This is a genomic window from Intrasporangium sp. DVR (assembly GCF_040365325.1).
Lineage (GTDB): Bacteria > Actinomycetota > Actinomycetes > Actinomycetales > Dermatophilaceae > Intrasporangium.
The window spans coordinates 137,142-150,914 of sequence record NZ_BAABZW010000019.1 but is presented as its reverse complement, the minus strand read 5'-3'; the positions used below and the strand labels follow the sequence as shown (position 1 = coordinate 150,914).

General features: G+C 69.1%; 14 protein-coding genes. 10 read left to right on the top strand and 4 right to left on the bottom strand.

Annotated elements, in window-relative coordinates; genetic code table 11:
* Nucleotides 1–22 precede the first annotated feature (22 nt).
* Nucleotides 23–964 (bottom strand): LysR family transcriptional regulator, encoded by a 942-nt coding sequence (locus ABWV20_RS14650; RefSeq protein ID WP_353356313.1) that lies wholly within the window; start codon nt 962–964, stop codon nt 23–25.
* Nucleotides 965–1,022: 58 nt separating this feature from the next.
* On the opposite strand from ABWV20_RS14650, the gene ABWV20_RS14645 reads away from it, so the two are divergent.
* A complete protein-coding gene (locus ABWV20_RS14645) occupies nt 1,023–1,937 on the top strand; it encodes a Sir2 family NAD-dependent protein deacetylase (protein WP_353356311.1) in 915 nt (304 codons plus the stop codon).
* 89 nt (nt 1,938–2,026) lie between these two features.
* Here the strand turns inward: ABWV20_RS14645 and ABWV20_RS14640 are convergent, their stop codons facing one another.
* Complete coding sequence (locus ABWV20_RS14640) at nt 2,027–3,091, bottom strand: hypothetical protein (protein ID WP_353356309.1); 1,065 nt, start codon at nt 3,089–3,091, stop codon at nt 2,027–2,029.
* A gap of 133 nt (nt 3,092–3,224) precedes the next feature.
* Nucleotides 3,225–3,968: a transcriptional repressor LexA gene (gene lexA / locus ABWV20_RS14635; protein WP_353356738.1), complete on the bottom strand. Its 744-nt coding sequence runs from the start codon at nt 3,966–3,968 to the stop codon at nt 3,225–3,227.
* A gap of 215 nt (nt 3,969–4,183) precedes the next feature.
* Between lexA and ABWV20_RS14630 the strand changes: the two genes are divergently transcribed.
* The 6 genes from ABWV20_RS14630 (at nt 4,184) to ABWV20_RS14605 (ending at nt 10,863) form a co-directional block, all read left to right on the top strand.
* Nucleotides 4,184–4,552 carry a LysM peptidoglycan-binding domain-containing protein gene (locus ABWV20_RS14630; protein ID WP_353356307.1) on the top strand — a complete coding sequence of 123 codons (369 nt, stop codon included), beginning with the start codon at nt 4,184–4,186 and terminating at the stop codon, nt 4,550–4,552.
* Nucleotides 4,553–4,828: 276 nt separating this feature from the next.
* Entirely contained in the window at nt 4,829–5,128 is a 300-nt protein-coding gene (locus ABWV20_RS14625) for a hypothetical protein (protein ID WP_353356305.1), read from the top strand.
* On the top strand, nt 5,125–6,783 hold the full coding sequence (locus ABWV20_RS14620; RefSeq protein WP_353356303.1) for an alpha/beta hydrolase: 1,659 nt from the start codon (nt 5,125–5,127) through the stop codon (nt 6,781–6,783). The genes ABWV20_RS14625 and ABWV20_RS14620 overlap by 4 nt, the downstream gene beginning before the upstream one ends.
* A gap of 67 nt (nt 6,784–6,850) precedes the next feature.
* Entirely contained in the window at nt 6,851–7,057 is a 207-nt protein-coding gene (locus ABWV20_RS14615; RefSeq protein ID WP_353356302.1) for a hypothetical protein, read from the top strand.
* Between the two features lie 275 nt (nt 7,058–7,332).
* Complete coding sequence (gene nrdR, locus ABWV20_RS14610) at nt 7,333–7,830, top strand: transcriptional regulator NrdR (RefSeq protein WP_353356300.1); 498 nt, start codon at nt 7,333–7,335, stop codon at nt 7,828–7,830.
* Nucleotides 7,831–7,950: 120 nt separating this feature from the next.
* A complete protein-coding gene (locus ABWV20_RS14605) occupies nt 7,951–10,863 on the top strand; it encodes a vitamin B12-dependent ribonucleotide reductase (RefSeq protein WP_353356298.1) in 2,913 nt (970 codons plus the stop codon).
* A gap of 139 nt (nt 10,864–11,002) precedes the next feature.
* On the opposite strand, the gene ABWV20_RS14600 is transcribed toward ABWV20_RS14605, so the two are convergent.
* The gene (locus tag ABWV20_RS14600; RefSeq protein ID WP_353356296.1) at nt 11,003–11,638 is read right to left on the bottom strand and encodes a DUF2231 domain-containing protein; all 636 of its coding nucleotides are present in this window, start codon (nt 11,636–11,638) and stop codon (nt 11,003–11,005) included.
* 125 nt (nt 11,639–11,763) lie between these two features.
* Here ABWV20_RS14600 and ABWV20_RS14595 point away from each other — a divergent pair, with 125 nt between their 5' ends.
* From ABWV20_RS14595 to ABWV20_RS14585, 3 genes are all read left to right on the top strand, one after another.
* Nucleotides 11,764–12,681 carry an alpha/beta hydrolase fold domain-containing protein gene (locus tag ABWV20_RS14595; protein ID WP_353356294.1) on the top strand — a complete coding sequence of 306 codons (918 nt, stop codon included), beginning with the start codon at nt 11,764–11,766 and terminating at the stop codon, nt 12,679–12,681.
* Nucleotides 12,682–12,850: 169 nt separating this feature from the next.
* Entirely contained in the window at nt 12,851–13,267 is a 417-nt protein-coding gene (locus tag ABWV20_RS14590) for a ChaB family protein (RefSeq protein WP_353356292.1), read from the top strand.
* Nucleotides 13,268–13,328: 61 nt separating this feature from the next.
* Nucleotides 13,329–13,766, top strand: a complete 438-nt coding sequence (locus tag ABWV20_RS14585; RefSeq protein ID WP_353356290.1) for a hypothetical protein — start codon at nt 13,329–13,331, stop codon at nt 13,764–13,766.
* Nucleotides 13,767–13,773 lie beyond the last annotated feature (7 nt).

Sequence of the window (13,773 nt, the reverse complement as noted above, 5' to 3'; positions counted from 1 at the left end):
GCCGCTGGGCTCGCCGGCGCTGTCAGGCGGGGGAGAGGGCGGGCTCGGGCACGTCGACCTGCGCGCCGGCAGCCTCTCCGAGGGCCCGCAGTGCCGCCGCCACCGCTGGGACCCGCTGGAGGTCTCCCGTCGTGACGGCCAGGATCTGCCGACGTGAGACGGGGGAGAGTGACAGGGTCGCGACGTCCTCGTGCTTGGCGGCGTTGAGGATGAGGTCGGGCACGAGAGCCACCCCGAGACCGGCCGTGACGAGGCCGATCTGGGCGACGTAGTCCTCGATCTCGAAGGCGACGTTGGGACGGAAACCCTCATGGTCGGCGAGGGAGACGAGGTGGCCGCGACACCGGGGGCAGCCGGCGATCCACTCCTCGTCGGCGAAGTCGGAGAGGGACACGCTCTGCCGGCCGGCCAGGGGGTGGTCCTTGGGCACGACGACACGGACCTCGTCGTCGAGCAGGTGGTGCGTCTCGAGGAGCGAGAGGTCCTCCTCGAGGACCCCGAGGTCGGCGCCCTCGTAGGCGAAGGCGACGGCGACATCGCAGTCACCGTTGCGCAGGGCCGCGAGCGACTCGGGCGGCTCCGCCTCGGTGAGGGTCACGACGATGTCGGGGTGCTGCCGCTTGAGGATGGCCAGGGCCTTGGGGACGAGCGTCGCCGACGAGCTGGGGAAGGCCTGGAGGCGGACGCGGCCTGCCCGCAGACCGGCGATGGCGGTGATCTCCTCCTCGGCCGCGTCGAGCGCGGAGAGCACCCCGACCGCGTGCCGGGCCAGCACCTGACCCGCCTCGGTGAGGCGGACCTGCCGCCCATAGCGCTCGACGAGCACCGTGCCCGTCCGCTGCTCGAGCCGACGCACCATCTGTGAGATCGCCGGCTGCGAGAAGCCCAGAGCGTGGGCGGCGCCGGTGAAGCTGCCCTCGTCGGCGATGGCCTTCATGACCCGAAGGCCCGCTGCGTCGATCATGCCGTCATCATAACTCAGAATTATGGTTTTGAGCCTTTTGCCACATGAGACGTAGGCTGTGGACGTGAAACTTGCGACGACCCGGGCCCTGCCCCTCGTCACGGAGGACCTCGGCACGATGGACGACCTCGTCGACCTCGTCAGCGCCGGAGGGGTCCTCGTGCTGAGCGGAGCCGGGATGTCCACGGAGTCGGGGATCCCGGACTACCGCGGCCCGGACGGGACGCGCCGGGTGGAGCCGATGACCCTCGGCGAGTTCACGGGGTCGAGTGAGGCACGCCGACGGTACTGGGCTCGGAGCTACATCGGCTGGCAGCGGTTCAACCAGGCCCGGCCCAACTCCGGCCACGAGCAGGTGACGCTCCTGCAGGACGAGGGCTATGTCGGGCCGATCATCACGCAGAACGTCGACGGCCTCCATCAACAGGCGGGCGCCCGCGACGTCGTGGAGCTGCACGGTTCGCTGGACCGGGCCGTCTGCCTGACCTGTGGCGAGGTCACCTCCCGGGACGGGCTGCACGAGCGGAGCACGGAGGCCAACCCGGGCTTCATGGAGCAGTTCGCGGCGCAGGCCGAGACCGTCGGGTCGCAGTGGGGGGAGCAGGTCCGTCCTGATGGGGACATCGTCGTCCCGGACTCGTTGGTCGAGTCGTTCTATCCGCCGCTGTGCCTCGTCTGCGGCCGCGACACGGTCAAGCCGGACGTCGTGTTCTTCGGGGAGTCCGTGCCCAAGCCCCTCGTCGACACGTGCTTCCGCCTCGTCGAGGAGGCCGGCGCGGTCCTGGTGCTCGGGTCGTCCTTGTCGGTCATGAGCGGCTACCGCTTCGTGCGGCACGCCGCCCGGAGCGGGGTGCCCGTCGCGATCGTGACCCGCTCGGCGACCCGGGGTGACGCCGACGCGACGATCCGGTTGCACGCACCTCTCGGACCCACGCTGAACGCCCTGGTGGCGGCGCTCGGTCACGAACGCTGACTTTCGTGGCAGGCCAGCTGCATCGAAGGCTGACCAGCCCGAGGCTGACGCACTGACCTGCCAGACGGGTCAGTGCGACAGCCTTGTGACTAGGGCACTCGGCGTTCGCTCGCCGGGCGATCGGGCGCAGCGAAGCGCTCGAAGGGGATGACCTTCGGTGCGGCCTTCGCGTGCCGCTCCTCGATCATCTTGTCCTCGCGGGTCGGGTGGTCCCACAGCTCGGCCGTCTGCAGACCCCAGAAGACCAGGAAGCTGAGGATGACCACGACCTCGAGGATGAGGATGACGTAGTCCCCGGTCAGGCCCACCAGGTGAAGGACGACCGTCACGCCGATCAGGGCCACCATGACGGCTGCGACCAGGCTGTACCGGTTGACCCAGGCGCGCGGCCCCTGCTCAGGCTCCCGCCCTCCTGGTGGAGTCGGTGCGGAGCGGAGCTCATCGGACTCCTGCTCGGCCTGGCTGAGGCCACGAGCGTTGGCGATCATGACGCCGATGACACCCAGCACCATGGTGATCGCGGCCACGCCGTGGCTCACGTCCTTGAAGGTGTCCGGCCAGAAGAGGAAGAGACCGAGCTCGACCGCGAGGATCACCAGACAGATCCATGATGCGCGCCGTGCCCACTGAGCCACCTGACCGTTGAGCGGCGTGGGAGCCTCGTCGGCGGGCTGCATCGGGAGCTCGAGATCCTTCTGGGCGCTCGTGGCGCGCCGACGGTCCCGGCGGACGAGGAACCACTTGGCGAGCACGGCCAGCGCCGTGGCGATGAGGAGCGTGGTGATGTTGTTGCGCACGGCAGCGGCGGTGAGATCGAGGTTCTGCACGGGGTACTTGGAGCCGCACCCGGTGTCGACGACGGTCGGGACGAGCGCGACGACGAAGGCCATGAAACCCGAGAAGTCGAGCAACACGTCCTCGAGCGGGTCGTTGCCCTTGTAGACGATGAGGCACGCACCGACGGCGAACAGCCCGCCGATGAAGGCCCCCCGCGCGGGGGTGTGGTAGTACGCGCTGATCGACCCGAGGAGGCACGGCTCGCCGCGGAAGGTTTCCAGAGCCACCGCGATGAGAAGCGTGAGCAGGAGCGGGATCGTTGCCAACCGCAGGTAGCGATACGTGTTCAGCACAGCGGCCTCGTGCGACTGCCTCATGACTGCCCTCCCGAGTGTGCAGGCCTGGTGACGGTCAGAGTCTGGCGCGGCGCAGCGTGATACGCACGGCGAGCGTCACCCAGCCGGCGTGTGGGAGCGCGCAGCGGCAGACGGCCTCGTGAGGAGTGGCCGCTCAGACCCGGCGCAGAACCGCGGTGACCTTGCCGAGGATCGTGGCGTGGTCGCCGTCGATGGGGGAGAAGTCAGGGTTGTGCGGCAACAGCCACACGTGGCCGTCCCTGCGCTTGAAGGTCTTGACCGTCGCCTCGTTGTCGAGCAGCGCCGCCACGATGTCGCCGTTGTCAGCCGTGGGCTGCTGGCGGACGACGACCCAGTCACCGTCGCAGATGGCGGCCTCGATCATCGAGTCGCCGACGACCTTGAGAAGGAAGAGGTTGCCCTCGCCGACGATCTGCTTCGGCAGCGGGAAGACGTCCTCGACGACCTCCTCCGCGAGGATCGGCACGCCGGCCGCGATCTGTCCGAGCACCGGCACGTAGGCCGCCGCGGGTCGGGCGTCACCTGAGTCGGTCTCGGTGTCGTGCTGCGTCACCTGGCCGTCGAACGCGGAGGCCCGGCCGGCCCGGCGGCCGGTGGGCTCGGCGCCGGCATCAGGGGAGACGATCTCCAGGGCCCGGGGCCGGTTGGGGTCGCGGCGCACGTAGCCCTTTGCGACGAGGGCGTTCAGCTGATGAGAGACGCTCGAGGGGCTGGACAGGCCGACGGCGTCGCCGATCTCGCGCATGCTCGGTGGATAGCCGCGTCGCTCCACCGAGTTGCGGATCACCTCCAGGACGCGCCGCTGACGGACGGTCAGCCGGTCTCCCTTGTCCCGGTCCGGAAGCTCGGTCACGCCCATGCTGATCCCCTTCGTCATGCTCACGCGCTGCTTGGTGGCGACTCGTCTCAGGCTGTCACAACGGCCACTGTCGGTGGTGACTGGTGTGGTGTCTGTTGTGGATGAAGCCTATGGCGCTTCGAACACACTTGCCAAACATATGTTCGACGTGTCGCTCGACAATCTTCGAACGCGCGTGCTAGAAATTCGTACAGACGTTCTATCGAACATCCGTTCGCTCCGAGGAGGACACCATGGGCGCACAGGTTCTCGAGTTTCCCGTTCCGGTCCGGCCGGCACCGGCGCCTCGGCCGCGGCTCGTGCTCGTCCGGCCGGTCGCCCAGCCCACCTATCGGCTCACGAGCCGGGGCCGTTTGGTCGTCGCCTTCCTCGTTGCCCTGCTCCTCGCCGGGCTCGCGCTGGCTGTCGCCGGCCAGCTCGCCTCGGCCTCCGGGCGGCCCGAGTCGATCACCGTCGAAGCGGGTCAGACACTCTCCGAGATCGCGTCGCGCCAGCTGCCGCACCTGCCCATCGCTGAGGGTGTCGTCGAGCTCCAGCTCGCCAACAACCTCTCCACGTCGCACCTCCATGCGGGCCAGACGATCGTCATTCCTCAACTCTGAACAATTCATGAGGCATATGCCGCTCGGCTCGGTTCCGTCCGAGCGCTGAGCCAGCCTCTCCCAAGACGGCCGCGTTGGCTCCACCATCAGCGGCTGGTGCGCCGGCGCTTCGACCCCGCCGGAGCACCCGGGACGCCGCATCTCGGTCGCGTGAGCGACGGGGGTGCGGCGTCCGTGCGTGCGCACCCGGTGATCGAGTTCCCTGTGGAAAAGTCGAACGCCGGATTCGGCTCCCTTTCCTAGCCTCGACGAGATGGGGCTGGGAGGAGTCTGCACATGAGGTTTGGGGTGGATCCCGAGGCGTTGGTTCGCGACTCGGGGCACTATGCGGAGGCAGGTCGGGCGCTCGACCGGCTGGACGTTCCGGGCGCGCTCGCGCCGTTGCAGCGGGCGTTTCCCGGTGGCCTGACTGCGGCGACGATCCGGGAGCTCGGGTCCGCGTGGGCCGATCGGCTCCTGCGTGCTCGGCTCGGACTCCACGGTGTCCAGGCTGACCTGGCCGGCGCGGGGGAGGCGTACGCCGAGGTCGAGCAGGTCGCCACGCGAGCGCTCTCCGGACACGGTGACCTGTCATGAGCGGGCAGATTGCCGTCCGCGACATCAGGGCGTTCCGCCCCGCGCTGGTGCTCGAGGTGGCACACCGGCTCGAGGTCCAACGGCGGCGCGTGGTCGGGGCGACCGACGCCGCGTTGCGGGCGCGATCCGTGCGCCGGTCGTGGACGGGTCCTGCGGCCGACTCGGCCGCAGAGGCGCAAGCCCGGGCTCTGGCCGTCTTGGGGGACCTCGCGGCCCGGATCGGGGTGAGCGCCTCGGTGCTCCACCGGCTCGCGGAACGAATGGAAGCGTGCCTCGGCTTGGTCCGCCGAGCTGATCGGCTGGCCGAGCACCGCGGCGCCTGGACCGACGCGGATGGCCTCGTCCAGGTGCCGCATCGGTTCAGCACGGGCGATGCCACCCTGGACGCGCATGTGGCCCGGCTCGACGCCCTCATGGTGGACGAGGTGGGTCGGTGCCTCAGGGAGGCGATGCGGGTGGCCGGGGAGACCGATGCTGACGTCCGGCGCCGTCTGCGCGCGGCAGCTGGCGAGCCGATGGTCCTGGCTGTCGGGGACGAGCTGGGTCTGGTGCCGCCCCCGCCTGACGGCGGGGTGGGGCGACCGGACGGCGCCTTCGCCAACGCAGCGTGGTGGCGCGGCCTCACCGTCAGTGAGCGGCGCTCGGCCATCTCCGAGCACCCGGAGTGGGTCGGCCCCCGGGACGGCATTCCGGCGTGGGACCGCCATCAGGCCAACCTGATCCTGCTCTCGCGCCTGCGGGGCCAGGTGTCGGAGGACCTCCGCAACGCGGGCGCCATTCCGCAACGCACGGACGTCCCGGCGTGGGAGCGGGCGACGTCGATCGCGGCCATTGATGCCCTCCTGGCCAAGCGTGACGGAGTGACGCGGCACCTGCTCCTCATCGACATCTCCGGCCCGGTGGTTCGGGCGATCACCACCGTGGGGGACATCGATCGCGCCGGCCACGTCGCGACCTACGTCGCTGGGCTCTCCACGCGCCCGGGCAAGGACCTGCGGACGTACGACGAGCGGTTCGTGCGTCTGCGCAGACTCGCCCTGACGCAGACCCGGGAGAAGGGCGAGACCGGCGATGTCGCGATTGCCGTCTGGCTGGGCTACCCGGCTCCGCAAGGGCGGGACGGGGGCTTCAGCAGTCGTTCGGTCCTGCGTGCCGACGTCGCGCGTGACTGGGCCGACGACCTCGCCTCGTTCACCAATGGCATCGATGCCAGCCGGGACATGCCGGTGCACCAGACGCTGATGGCGCACTCCTACGGCTCGGTGCTCGCCGCGTTCGCGCTGCGGCACGTGATGCGGGTCGACGACGTCGCGTTCTTCGGCTCGCCGGGGACGTCCCTGGACTCACTGGCAGCGGCCGGTCTCAAGCCCGGGGCGCTGAACGTCCTCGCGGCTCCCACCGATCCCGTGGCGATGACGGACTGGCACGGCCTGGACCCCCGCGACATCCCGGGCGCCACGACGCTCGGCGCGACCCCCGCGCTCAAGCCGGGCACGACGGACCAGATGCTCACGGAGTCGATCCTGCACAGCGCCTACCTCGACGAGGGCACCACTGCCGAGTTCAACCTCGCGGCGATCGTCGCAGCGCGTCCGGACCTGCGTGTCTGGCCGAGTGACTGGCCGATGGTGACCATGCCGGAGCCACCGACGTGACGGATCATCCGTCAGCCGTACGCCACGCCGAAGAGACCGAAGCGGCCCGCAGAGATGGAAGGAAGAGATGAAGGACGAAGACGGACGGACCCTGGTGTCGGCCACGGGCGCCGCGGTGATCGGCTCGGTGTGGTTCATCGGATCGGTGCTCATGGGAGTGGGCTCCTCGACGCGGGCTGAGCTGGGGGAGTGGGTCGAGATGTCGCTCGCCTGGGCCGGCCTCACGGTCTTCCCGGCCATAGTGCTGCTCCTCATCTGGTCCTACCTGGACTGACGTCGGCGAGACCAGTGGGGCGCCTGTGACGTTTGTGCAGGTCACCGCCTCGTGTCCGACACGCCACGCCGAAGTTCCTCAACCGGCTTGATTACGGAACCGTCTCGTGCCTACAGTTACCCCTACATCTAGTAGTTACATGGCTGTAAGTCGTCCACATGTAGTCCCCAGCGCATCGGACGTTACACACAGCTCATCCACACGCTGTCCCCAGCTCTGTCCCCAGAGCGAGCTCAGCGGCATACGACATCTGCTTCTCGAGGAGGTGAGCGCACGTGCACTGCCCCTTCTGCCGGCACACGGACTCGCGCGTCATCGACTCACGCACCACGGACGACGGCACCGCCATCCGGCGGCGCCGGCAGTGCCCCGAGTGCAACCGTCGCTTCACGACGATCGAGACCTCCAGTCTCAGTGTCGTCAAGCGGTCGGGCGCCTCGGAGCCGTTCAGCCGGGTCAAGGTCCTGTCGGGGGTGCGCAAGGCGTGCCAGGGCCGTCCGGTCACCGAGGACGACCTCGCCCTGCTCGCCCAGAAGGTCGAGGAGACCATCCGGGCGCAGGGCAGCGCGGAGATCGAGGCACACGAGGTCGGCATGGCCGTCCTCGAGCCGCTCCGCGAGCTGGACGAGATCGCCTATCTCAGGTTCGCCAGCGTCTACCAGGCCTGGGAGACGCTCGAGGATTTCGAAGGAGCCATTGCGGTCCTTCGAGCCGAACGTGACGCGCTCGGGCAGGAGCCTTCCGCTCCCTCCGAGGTCGGCGCGAAGCGGTAATCGCCCTCCACCCCCAGTTCGCCACCCGGTTCCGGGGAGCGGGTTCTGTCAGACCCCGGCGAGACACTGACTGAAGACGAGAAGACACACAGCCGCACCAACGGTCAGGGAGGCCGCAGCATGACGGAGATCGGAAACCGCAGCGCACGCTCGAGGAACGGCGTCAAGAAGGGCGTCAAGGTCGAGCGCATCTACACCACCCCCGGAGTCCACCCCTACGACGAGGTGACGTGGGAGCAGCGTGACGTCGTCCAGCAGAACTGGAAGACCGGCGAGACGATCTTCGAGCAGCGCGGCGTCGAGTTCCCTGACTTCTGGTCGGTCAACGCGAGCACCATCGTCACGACCAAGTACTTCCGTGGTGCCGTCGGCACCGACGTGCGCGAGAAGTCCCTCAAGGAGCTGATCGACCGCGTCGTGCTGACCTACGTCAAGGGGGGCAAGGACCACGGCTACTTCTCCTCGGACGAGGACGCCGAGATCTTCGAGCACGAGCTGACGTACGCGCTGCTGCACCAGGTCTTCTCGTTCAACTCGCCGGTGTGGTTCAACGTCGGCACCAAGTCTCCACAGCAGGTCTCCGCGTGCTTCATCCTCGCCGTCGACGACTCGATGGACTCGATCCTCAACTGGTACAAGGAGGAGGGGAAGATCTTCCAGGGCGGCTCCGGGGCCGGCCTCAACCTCTCCCGCATCCGCTCGTCCAAGGAGCTGCTCTCGTCCGGCGGCACGGCCTCTGGCCCGGTGTCGTTCATGCGCGGCGCCGATGCCTCGGCGGGGACGATCAAGTCCGGTGGCGCCACGCGCCGTGCCGCGAAGATGGTCGTGCTCGACGTCGACCACCCCGACATCGAGGAGTTCATCGAGACGAAGGCGCGCGAGGAGGACAAGATCCGCGCGCTGCGCGACGCCGGATTCGACATGGACCTCGGCGGCAAGGACATCGTGTCGGTCCAGTACCAGAACGCCAACAACTCCGTCCGGGTCAACGCCGAGTTCATGCGGGCCGTGGAAGAGGGCACGACGTTCGGCCTGAAGGCCCGCCTCGACGGCTCGGTCATCGAGGAGGTCGACGCCCGCGAGCTCTTCCGCAAGATGGCTGAGGCTGCCTGGGAGTGCGCCGATCCCGGCATCCAGTACGACGACACGATCAACGACTGGCACACCAACCCGGAGACCGGCCGGATCACCGCCTCCAACCCGTGCTCCGAGTACATGTCGCTCGACAACTCGTCCTGCAACCTCGCGTCGCTCAACCTGCTCAAGTTCCTGCGCGACGACGACACGTTCGACGCGGTGACCTTCCAGAAGGTCACCGAGCTCGTCATCACGGCGATGGACATCTCCATCTCCTTTGCCGACTTCCCGACGGAGAAGATCGCCGAGACGACGCGCAACTACCGGCAGCTCGGTATCGGCTACGCCAACCTGGGCGCGCTGCTCATGGCGACCGGTCACGGCTACGACTCCGAGGGTGGCCGGGCGCTCGCAGCCGCGATCACCTCGCTGCTCACCGGTGCCGCCTACAAGCGCTCCGCCGAGCTGGCAGCGGTGGTCGGCCCCTACGCCGGCTACGCCCGGAACGCTGACGCGCACAAGCGCGTCATGCGAAAGCACCAGGCCGCCAACGACACCCTCAAGACGGTCGGTGTCATGGACGAGGACATCCACAAGGCTGCGACGAAGGCCTGGGACGCCGTCGTCAAGCTCGGTGAGAAGAACGGCTACCGCAACGCCCAGGCGTCGCTGCTGGCGCCGACCGGCACCATCGGCTTCATGATGGACTGCGACACGACCGGTATCGAGCCGGACTTCTCGCTCGTCAAGTTCAAGAAGCTCGTCGGCGGCGGCTCCATGCAGATCGTCAACCTGACGATCCCGCGGGCGCTGAAGAAGCTCGGCTACCAGCAGGAGCAGATCGAGGCCATCGTCGAGTACATCTCGCACAAGGGCCACGTCATCGACGCCCCCGGCCTCAAGAAGGAGCACTACGAGATCTTCGACTGCGCGGTCGGCGCCCGGGCGATCTCGCCGATGGGCCACGTGCGGATGATGGCGGCCACGCAGCCGTTCCTCTCGGGTGCCATCTCCAAGACGGTCAACCTGCCCGAGTCGGCCACGGTCGAGGAGATCGAGGACGTCTACTTCCAGGGCTGGAAGCTGGGGCTCAAGGCCCTGGCCATCTACCGCGAGTCGTCCAAGGTCGGCCAGCCGCTGTCCGACTCGAAGGCCAAGAAGGACGACAAGGGCAAGGACGCGGCCGAGGTCAAGGTCGAGAAGGTCGAGAAGGTCGTGGAGTACCGGCCGCTTCGACGCCGCCTGCCCAAGCGGCGCACGTCTCAGACGACGTCGTTCGCCGTCGGCGGGGCCGAGGGCTACCTGACCGCCGGTACGTACGACGACGGCACGCTCGGCGAGATCTTCCTCAAGTTCGGCAAGCAGGGCTCGACGCTGGCCGGTGTCATGGATGCCTTCTCGATCGCCGTGTCCGTGGGCCTGCAGTACGGTGTGCCGCTCGAGACGTTCGTGGAGAAGTTCACCAACCTGCGCTTCGAGCCGGCCGGGCTCACCGACGACCCCGACGTGCGGATGGCCCAGTCGATCATGGACTACGTCTTCCGCCGCTTGGCGCTCGACTACCTCGACTTCGACACGCGCTCCTTCATGGGGATCCACACCGCGGAGGAGCGGGCTCGGCAGCTCGAGACCGGCTCGTACGAGCCGGAGGGCGACGAGGCCTCCCAGGAGGACATCGAGGACGAGCTGGAGACGCTGCAGCAGTCCGCGCCGGTCAAGAAGCAGGAGCCCAAGGCGGAGAAGTCCGCTGACCGAGCCGCCGAGGTCAAGTTCGGCGCGGGTGCGGCTTCCGCGAAGGAAGCATCGAGCGAGGTTCACTCGTCCGCTGAGCTGATGGAGAAGTTCCTGGGCATCTCCGCTGACGCGCCCATCTGCATGACCTGCGGCACGAAGATGAGGCCGGCTGGCTCGTGCTACGTGTGCGAGGGCTGCGGAGCCACCAGCGGCTGCAGCTGACCTCTCAACAGGCTTGACGCCGAGGGCCCGGACCGAAGCGGTCCGGGCCCTGCGCGCTGGCGGACCGACATCGCCCGAACCCAGGCTCAGGCAGTCGCGCGGACCTCGTGGTCAGGAGCGATCCCCAGAGGTCGCGACTTCAGGGCATGGGCCCCGAGGGATCGGTGTCGTAGGCGCCGGCAGAGCTGGTGATGAAGTCGGGTCCCTCGGCTTGGGTCTCGAAGGCCGGGTGGCGGCTCGACACCTCCCTGACGGCGGTCAGGTGGCCGCCCAGGTAGGCGGCAGCTCCGCTGAGACCCGAACCCGCCAAGGACAGCGCGGTGCCGAGGCGGTGTCGGTCGCCCCGCCGCGCCATCCATGAGCCGGCGTAGAACCCGAGGGAGGCGACGTTCAACGCTGCATGCGCGACCCCGACCCGCTGGGCGCGATGGTCGGCTCGGGTCCACTCGGCCCATCCGGTGACCGCGGTGGGCAATGCACTCAAGAGGCCTGCCCCCAAGAGCTTCTGGGCCGCCGGACGGGACGACTCGCCGCCGAACAGGTCGAGCACGGTGGTGGCGGTGAACATCCCGATGGGCAGGTCGGTAAGCGCCGGATGGAGGGCGTGACCCGCCCAGTCGCCGCGGAGCGCGGAGCCGGTGCTCGAGTCCCGAAGCGGCTCCGTCAGGTGCGCAGCCTTGGCGACGGCCGGGTCCAGCCGGTCGTCGTTCTCCAGGGCGACGGCGGCGCGGGCCGCTGGGGGGAGGTTCAGCGGGGTGCGGTCGTGCATGGCCATGACCGGCCCATACCCACCGAGGGCGCCGACTCGCCATCCGCCGGCGCCTTGGGGCCCGCTCGCTGGTGAAGGGTCGACATCTAGGGTGAGCAGCACGAACGGGCCGTCGATGAGTGGAGGTGCTGGTGGCGAGCTGGCAGATGAAGGGAGTCGGGCTGTACCTGCGGCTCACCCGCAGGCGCGCGTTCGCCACTGAAGCAGGGGGGCACGCGATGCTGGCGCGTCCGAAGAGGTCATCGACCCCACCCCGAGGACTGCGCCGGCGCTACTCGGTGACGACGAAGCAGGTGGCCGGCTTCGACGTGCACGTCGTCCAGAGCCGCAGTGGGTCGCCGTCGGTCGCGCGGGGACCGGCCGTCGTCTACCTTCACGGCGGGGCCTACTGCAACGAGATCGTCAGCCAGCACTGGTCGCTCATCGCGGACATCGCCCGGGTCGCCGGCTGTCAGGTGCAGGTCCCGATCTACGGGCTGGCCCCCCGGCACAACGGCCTCGAGGCGCGCGCGTTCGTCACGACAGTCCTTGCCCAGCTGCGAGCGGAGGGCCGGCCTGTCCACCTCGTCGGTGACTCGGCCGGAGGAGGCCTCGCCCTCATCGCAGCGCAAGCGGTGAGGGACCAGCCCGAGGTCACCGTCCTCGGCGTCACCGCCATCGCTCCCTGGCTCGACCTGACCATGTCGAACCCCGGGATCGACGCCGTCGAACGCGTCGACCCCTGGCTCGCCAGGCCCGGCCTTCGGCCCATTGCACAGGAGTGGGCCGCCGACTGCGAGGTCAGCGATCCGCGCCTGAGCCCGATGAACGGCGACCTGACCGGCCTGCCGCCAGTGGACATCTGGGTCGGCACCCGCGACATCACGTGGCCCGACTGCCAGCTGCTCCGCGACCGGCTTCCCGCCGGCTCGCTGGCCGGCTACCACGAGCTGCCGGGAGCCCTCCACGTGCCGCCGCTGCTGCCCGTGCCGGAGGGCCGCCGATCACGCCGAGCCGTCATCGAACGCATCCGGGACAACCTCGCACAGGCCCCCGAGCCCTCCCGATAGGGGTCTCTGACGCGCCGACCAGCCCGCTGACGTCGCGCCGGTCTCGGAGCCAGCCCAGCGGCATACGGCATGGGTGTCGGAGGTGACCCGACGGCGTAGCGGCCGGAGCCGGTGGGTACGAGGCCATCGACATCAAGACCCCGTTCGCAGCCCACGGAGGTGGCGCGCCATGCCAGCCAGGGAGGAAATGCCCTCGACCATCAGACGTTCGTCCAAGGCTGCCCAGGACCTGTGGGCCACGGTCCACGACAACGCCGTCGAGCAGTACGGCGAGGGGGAACGGGCGCACCGGACGGCGTTCGCGGCGCTCAAGCACAGCTTCGAGAAGGTCGGCGACCACTGGGAGGCCAAGGCCGAGAAGGGTCCGTCCGACGCGCAGGCTGCCCGTCAGGGCCCCCGGGCCCGCAGAGGTGGGGAGACCGCCGGCGGCGTCGACGCCAACGCCTCGAAGGCACACCTCTACGACGTCGCCAAGCGTCTCGACGTCAAGGGCCGCTCGACGATGAGCAAGGAAGAGCTCGTCGAGGCCATCGGCCGCGCGAACGACCGGGAGTCGCGCCGGGCGCTCGAGCGCGAGAGCGACTGACCGCCGCCGCCCCTGTGGGTAACTCCACGGCCGATTCGCCGACTCGCGCCAGCATGGCGGCATGTCATTCGAAGACCTGCCCGCCGGACGGGCCCGTGACCTGGACCTCGCCGACCACACCCATGCGGCCGACGTCATCGACCTCATCACCTTCGAGGAGGACCGGGACCTCGGCTGCTTCACGGCCATGCTCTGTGACCGCAACGACCACGGTCTGCAGCCGCTCTGCCTCAAGTGCCTGCCGCCCGGCACCCCGGCGGAGGAGATGACCGACCTTCTCGACCTCGTGCTGCCCCTCGTGGCGCAGGTCGACGGCGCGATCCTGATGGCCCGAGGGCGGCCGGGACGGTTGCGACCCAATGACGACGACCGGGCGTGGCACCAGCGCGCGATCGAGGCCTGCCGGGAGCACGGGGTGAGGTTGCTCGGGTTCCACCTCGCCACCCACGACGGCGTCCTCCGTCTCCCCGATGCCATGAGTGCCGCTGACGTGGCCTGAGCCGGGC

Bases quoted from the DNA above. Each gene is read 5' to 3' on its own strand.
- ABWV20_RS14650 (WP_353356313.1), bottom strand. From the start codon at position 964: ATGATCGACGCAGCGGGCCTTCGGGTCATGAAGGCCATCGCCGACGAG.
- lexA (WP_353356738.1), bottom strand. From the start codon at position 3,968: ATGACGAAGGGGATCAGCATGGGCGTGACCGAGCTTCCGGACCGGGAC.
- ABWV20_RS14585 (WP_353356290.1), top strand. From the start codon at position 13,329: ATGTCATTCGAAGACCTGCCCGCCGGACGGGCCCGTGACCTGGACCTC.
- ABWV20_RS14640 (WP_353356309.1), bottom strand. From the start codon at position 3,091: ATGAGGCAGTCGCACGAGGCCGCTGTGCTGAACACGTATCGCTACCTG.
- ABWV20_RS14625 (WP_353356305.1), top strand. From the start codon at position 4,829: ATGAGGTTTGGGGTGGATCCCGAGGCGTTGGTTCGCGACTCGGGGCAC.
- ABWV20_RS14615 (WP_353356302.1), top strand. From the start codon at position 6,851: ATGAAGGACGAAGACGGACGGACCCTGGTGTCGGCCACGGGCGCCGCG.
- ABWV20_RS14605 (WP_353356298.1), top strand. From the start codon at position 7,951: ATGACGGAGATCGGAAACCGCAGCGCACGCTCGAGGAACGGCGTCAAG.
- ABWV20_RS14600 (WP_353356296.1), bottom strand. From the start codon at position 11,638: ATGGCCATGCACGACCGCACCCCGCTGAACCTCCCCCCAGCGGCCCGC.
- ABWV20_RS14590 (WP_353356292.1), top strand. From the start codon at position 12,851: ATGCCAGCCAGGGAGGAAATGCCCTCGACCATCAGACGTTCGTCCAAG.
- ABWV20_RS14630 (WP_353356307.1), top strand. From the start codon at position 4,184: ATGGGCGCACAGGTTCTCGAGTTTCCCGTTCCGGTCCGGCCGGCACCG.
- ABWV20_RS14620 (WP_353356303.1), top strand. From the start codon at position 5,125: ATGAGCGGGCAGATTGCCGTCCGCGACATCAGGGCGTTCCGCCCCGCG.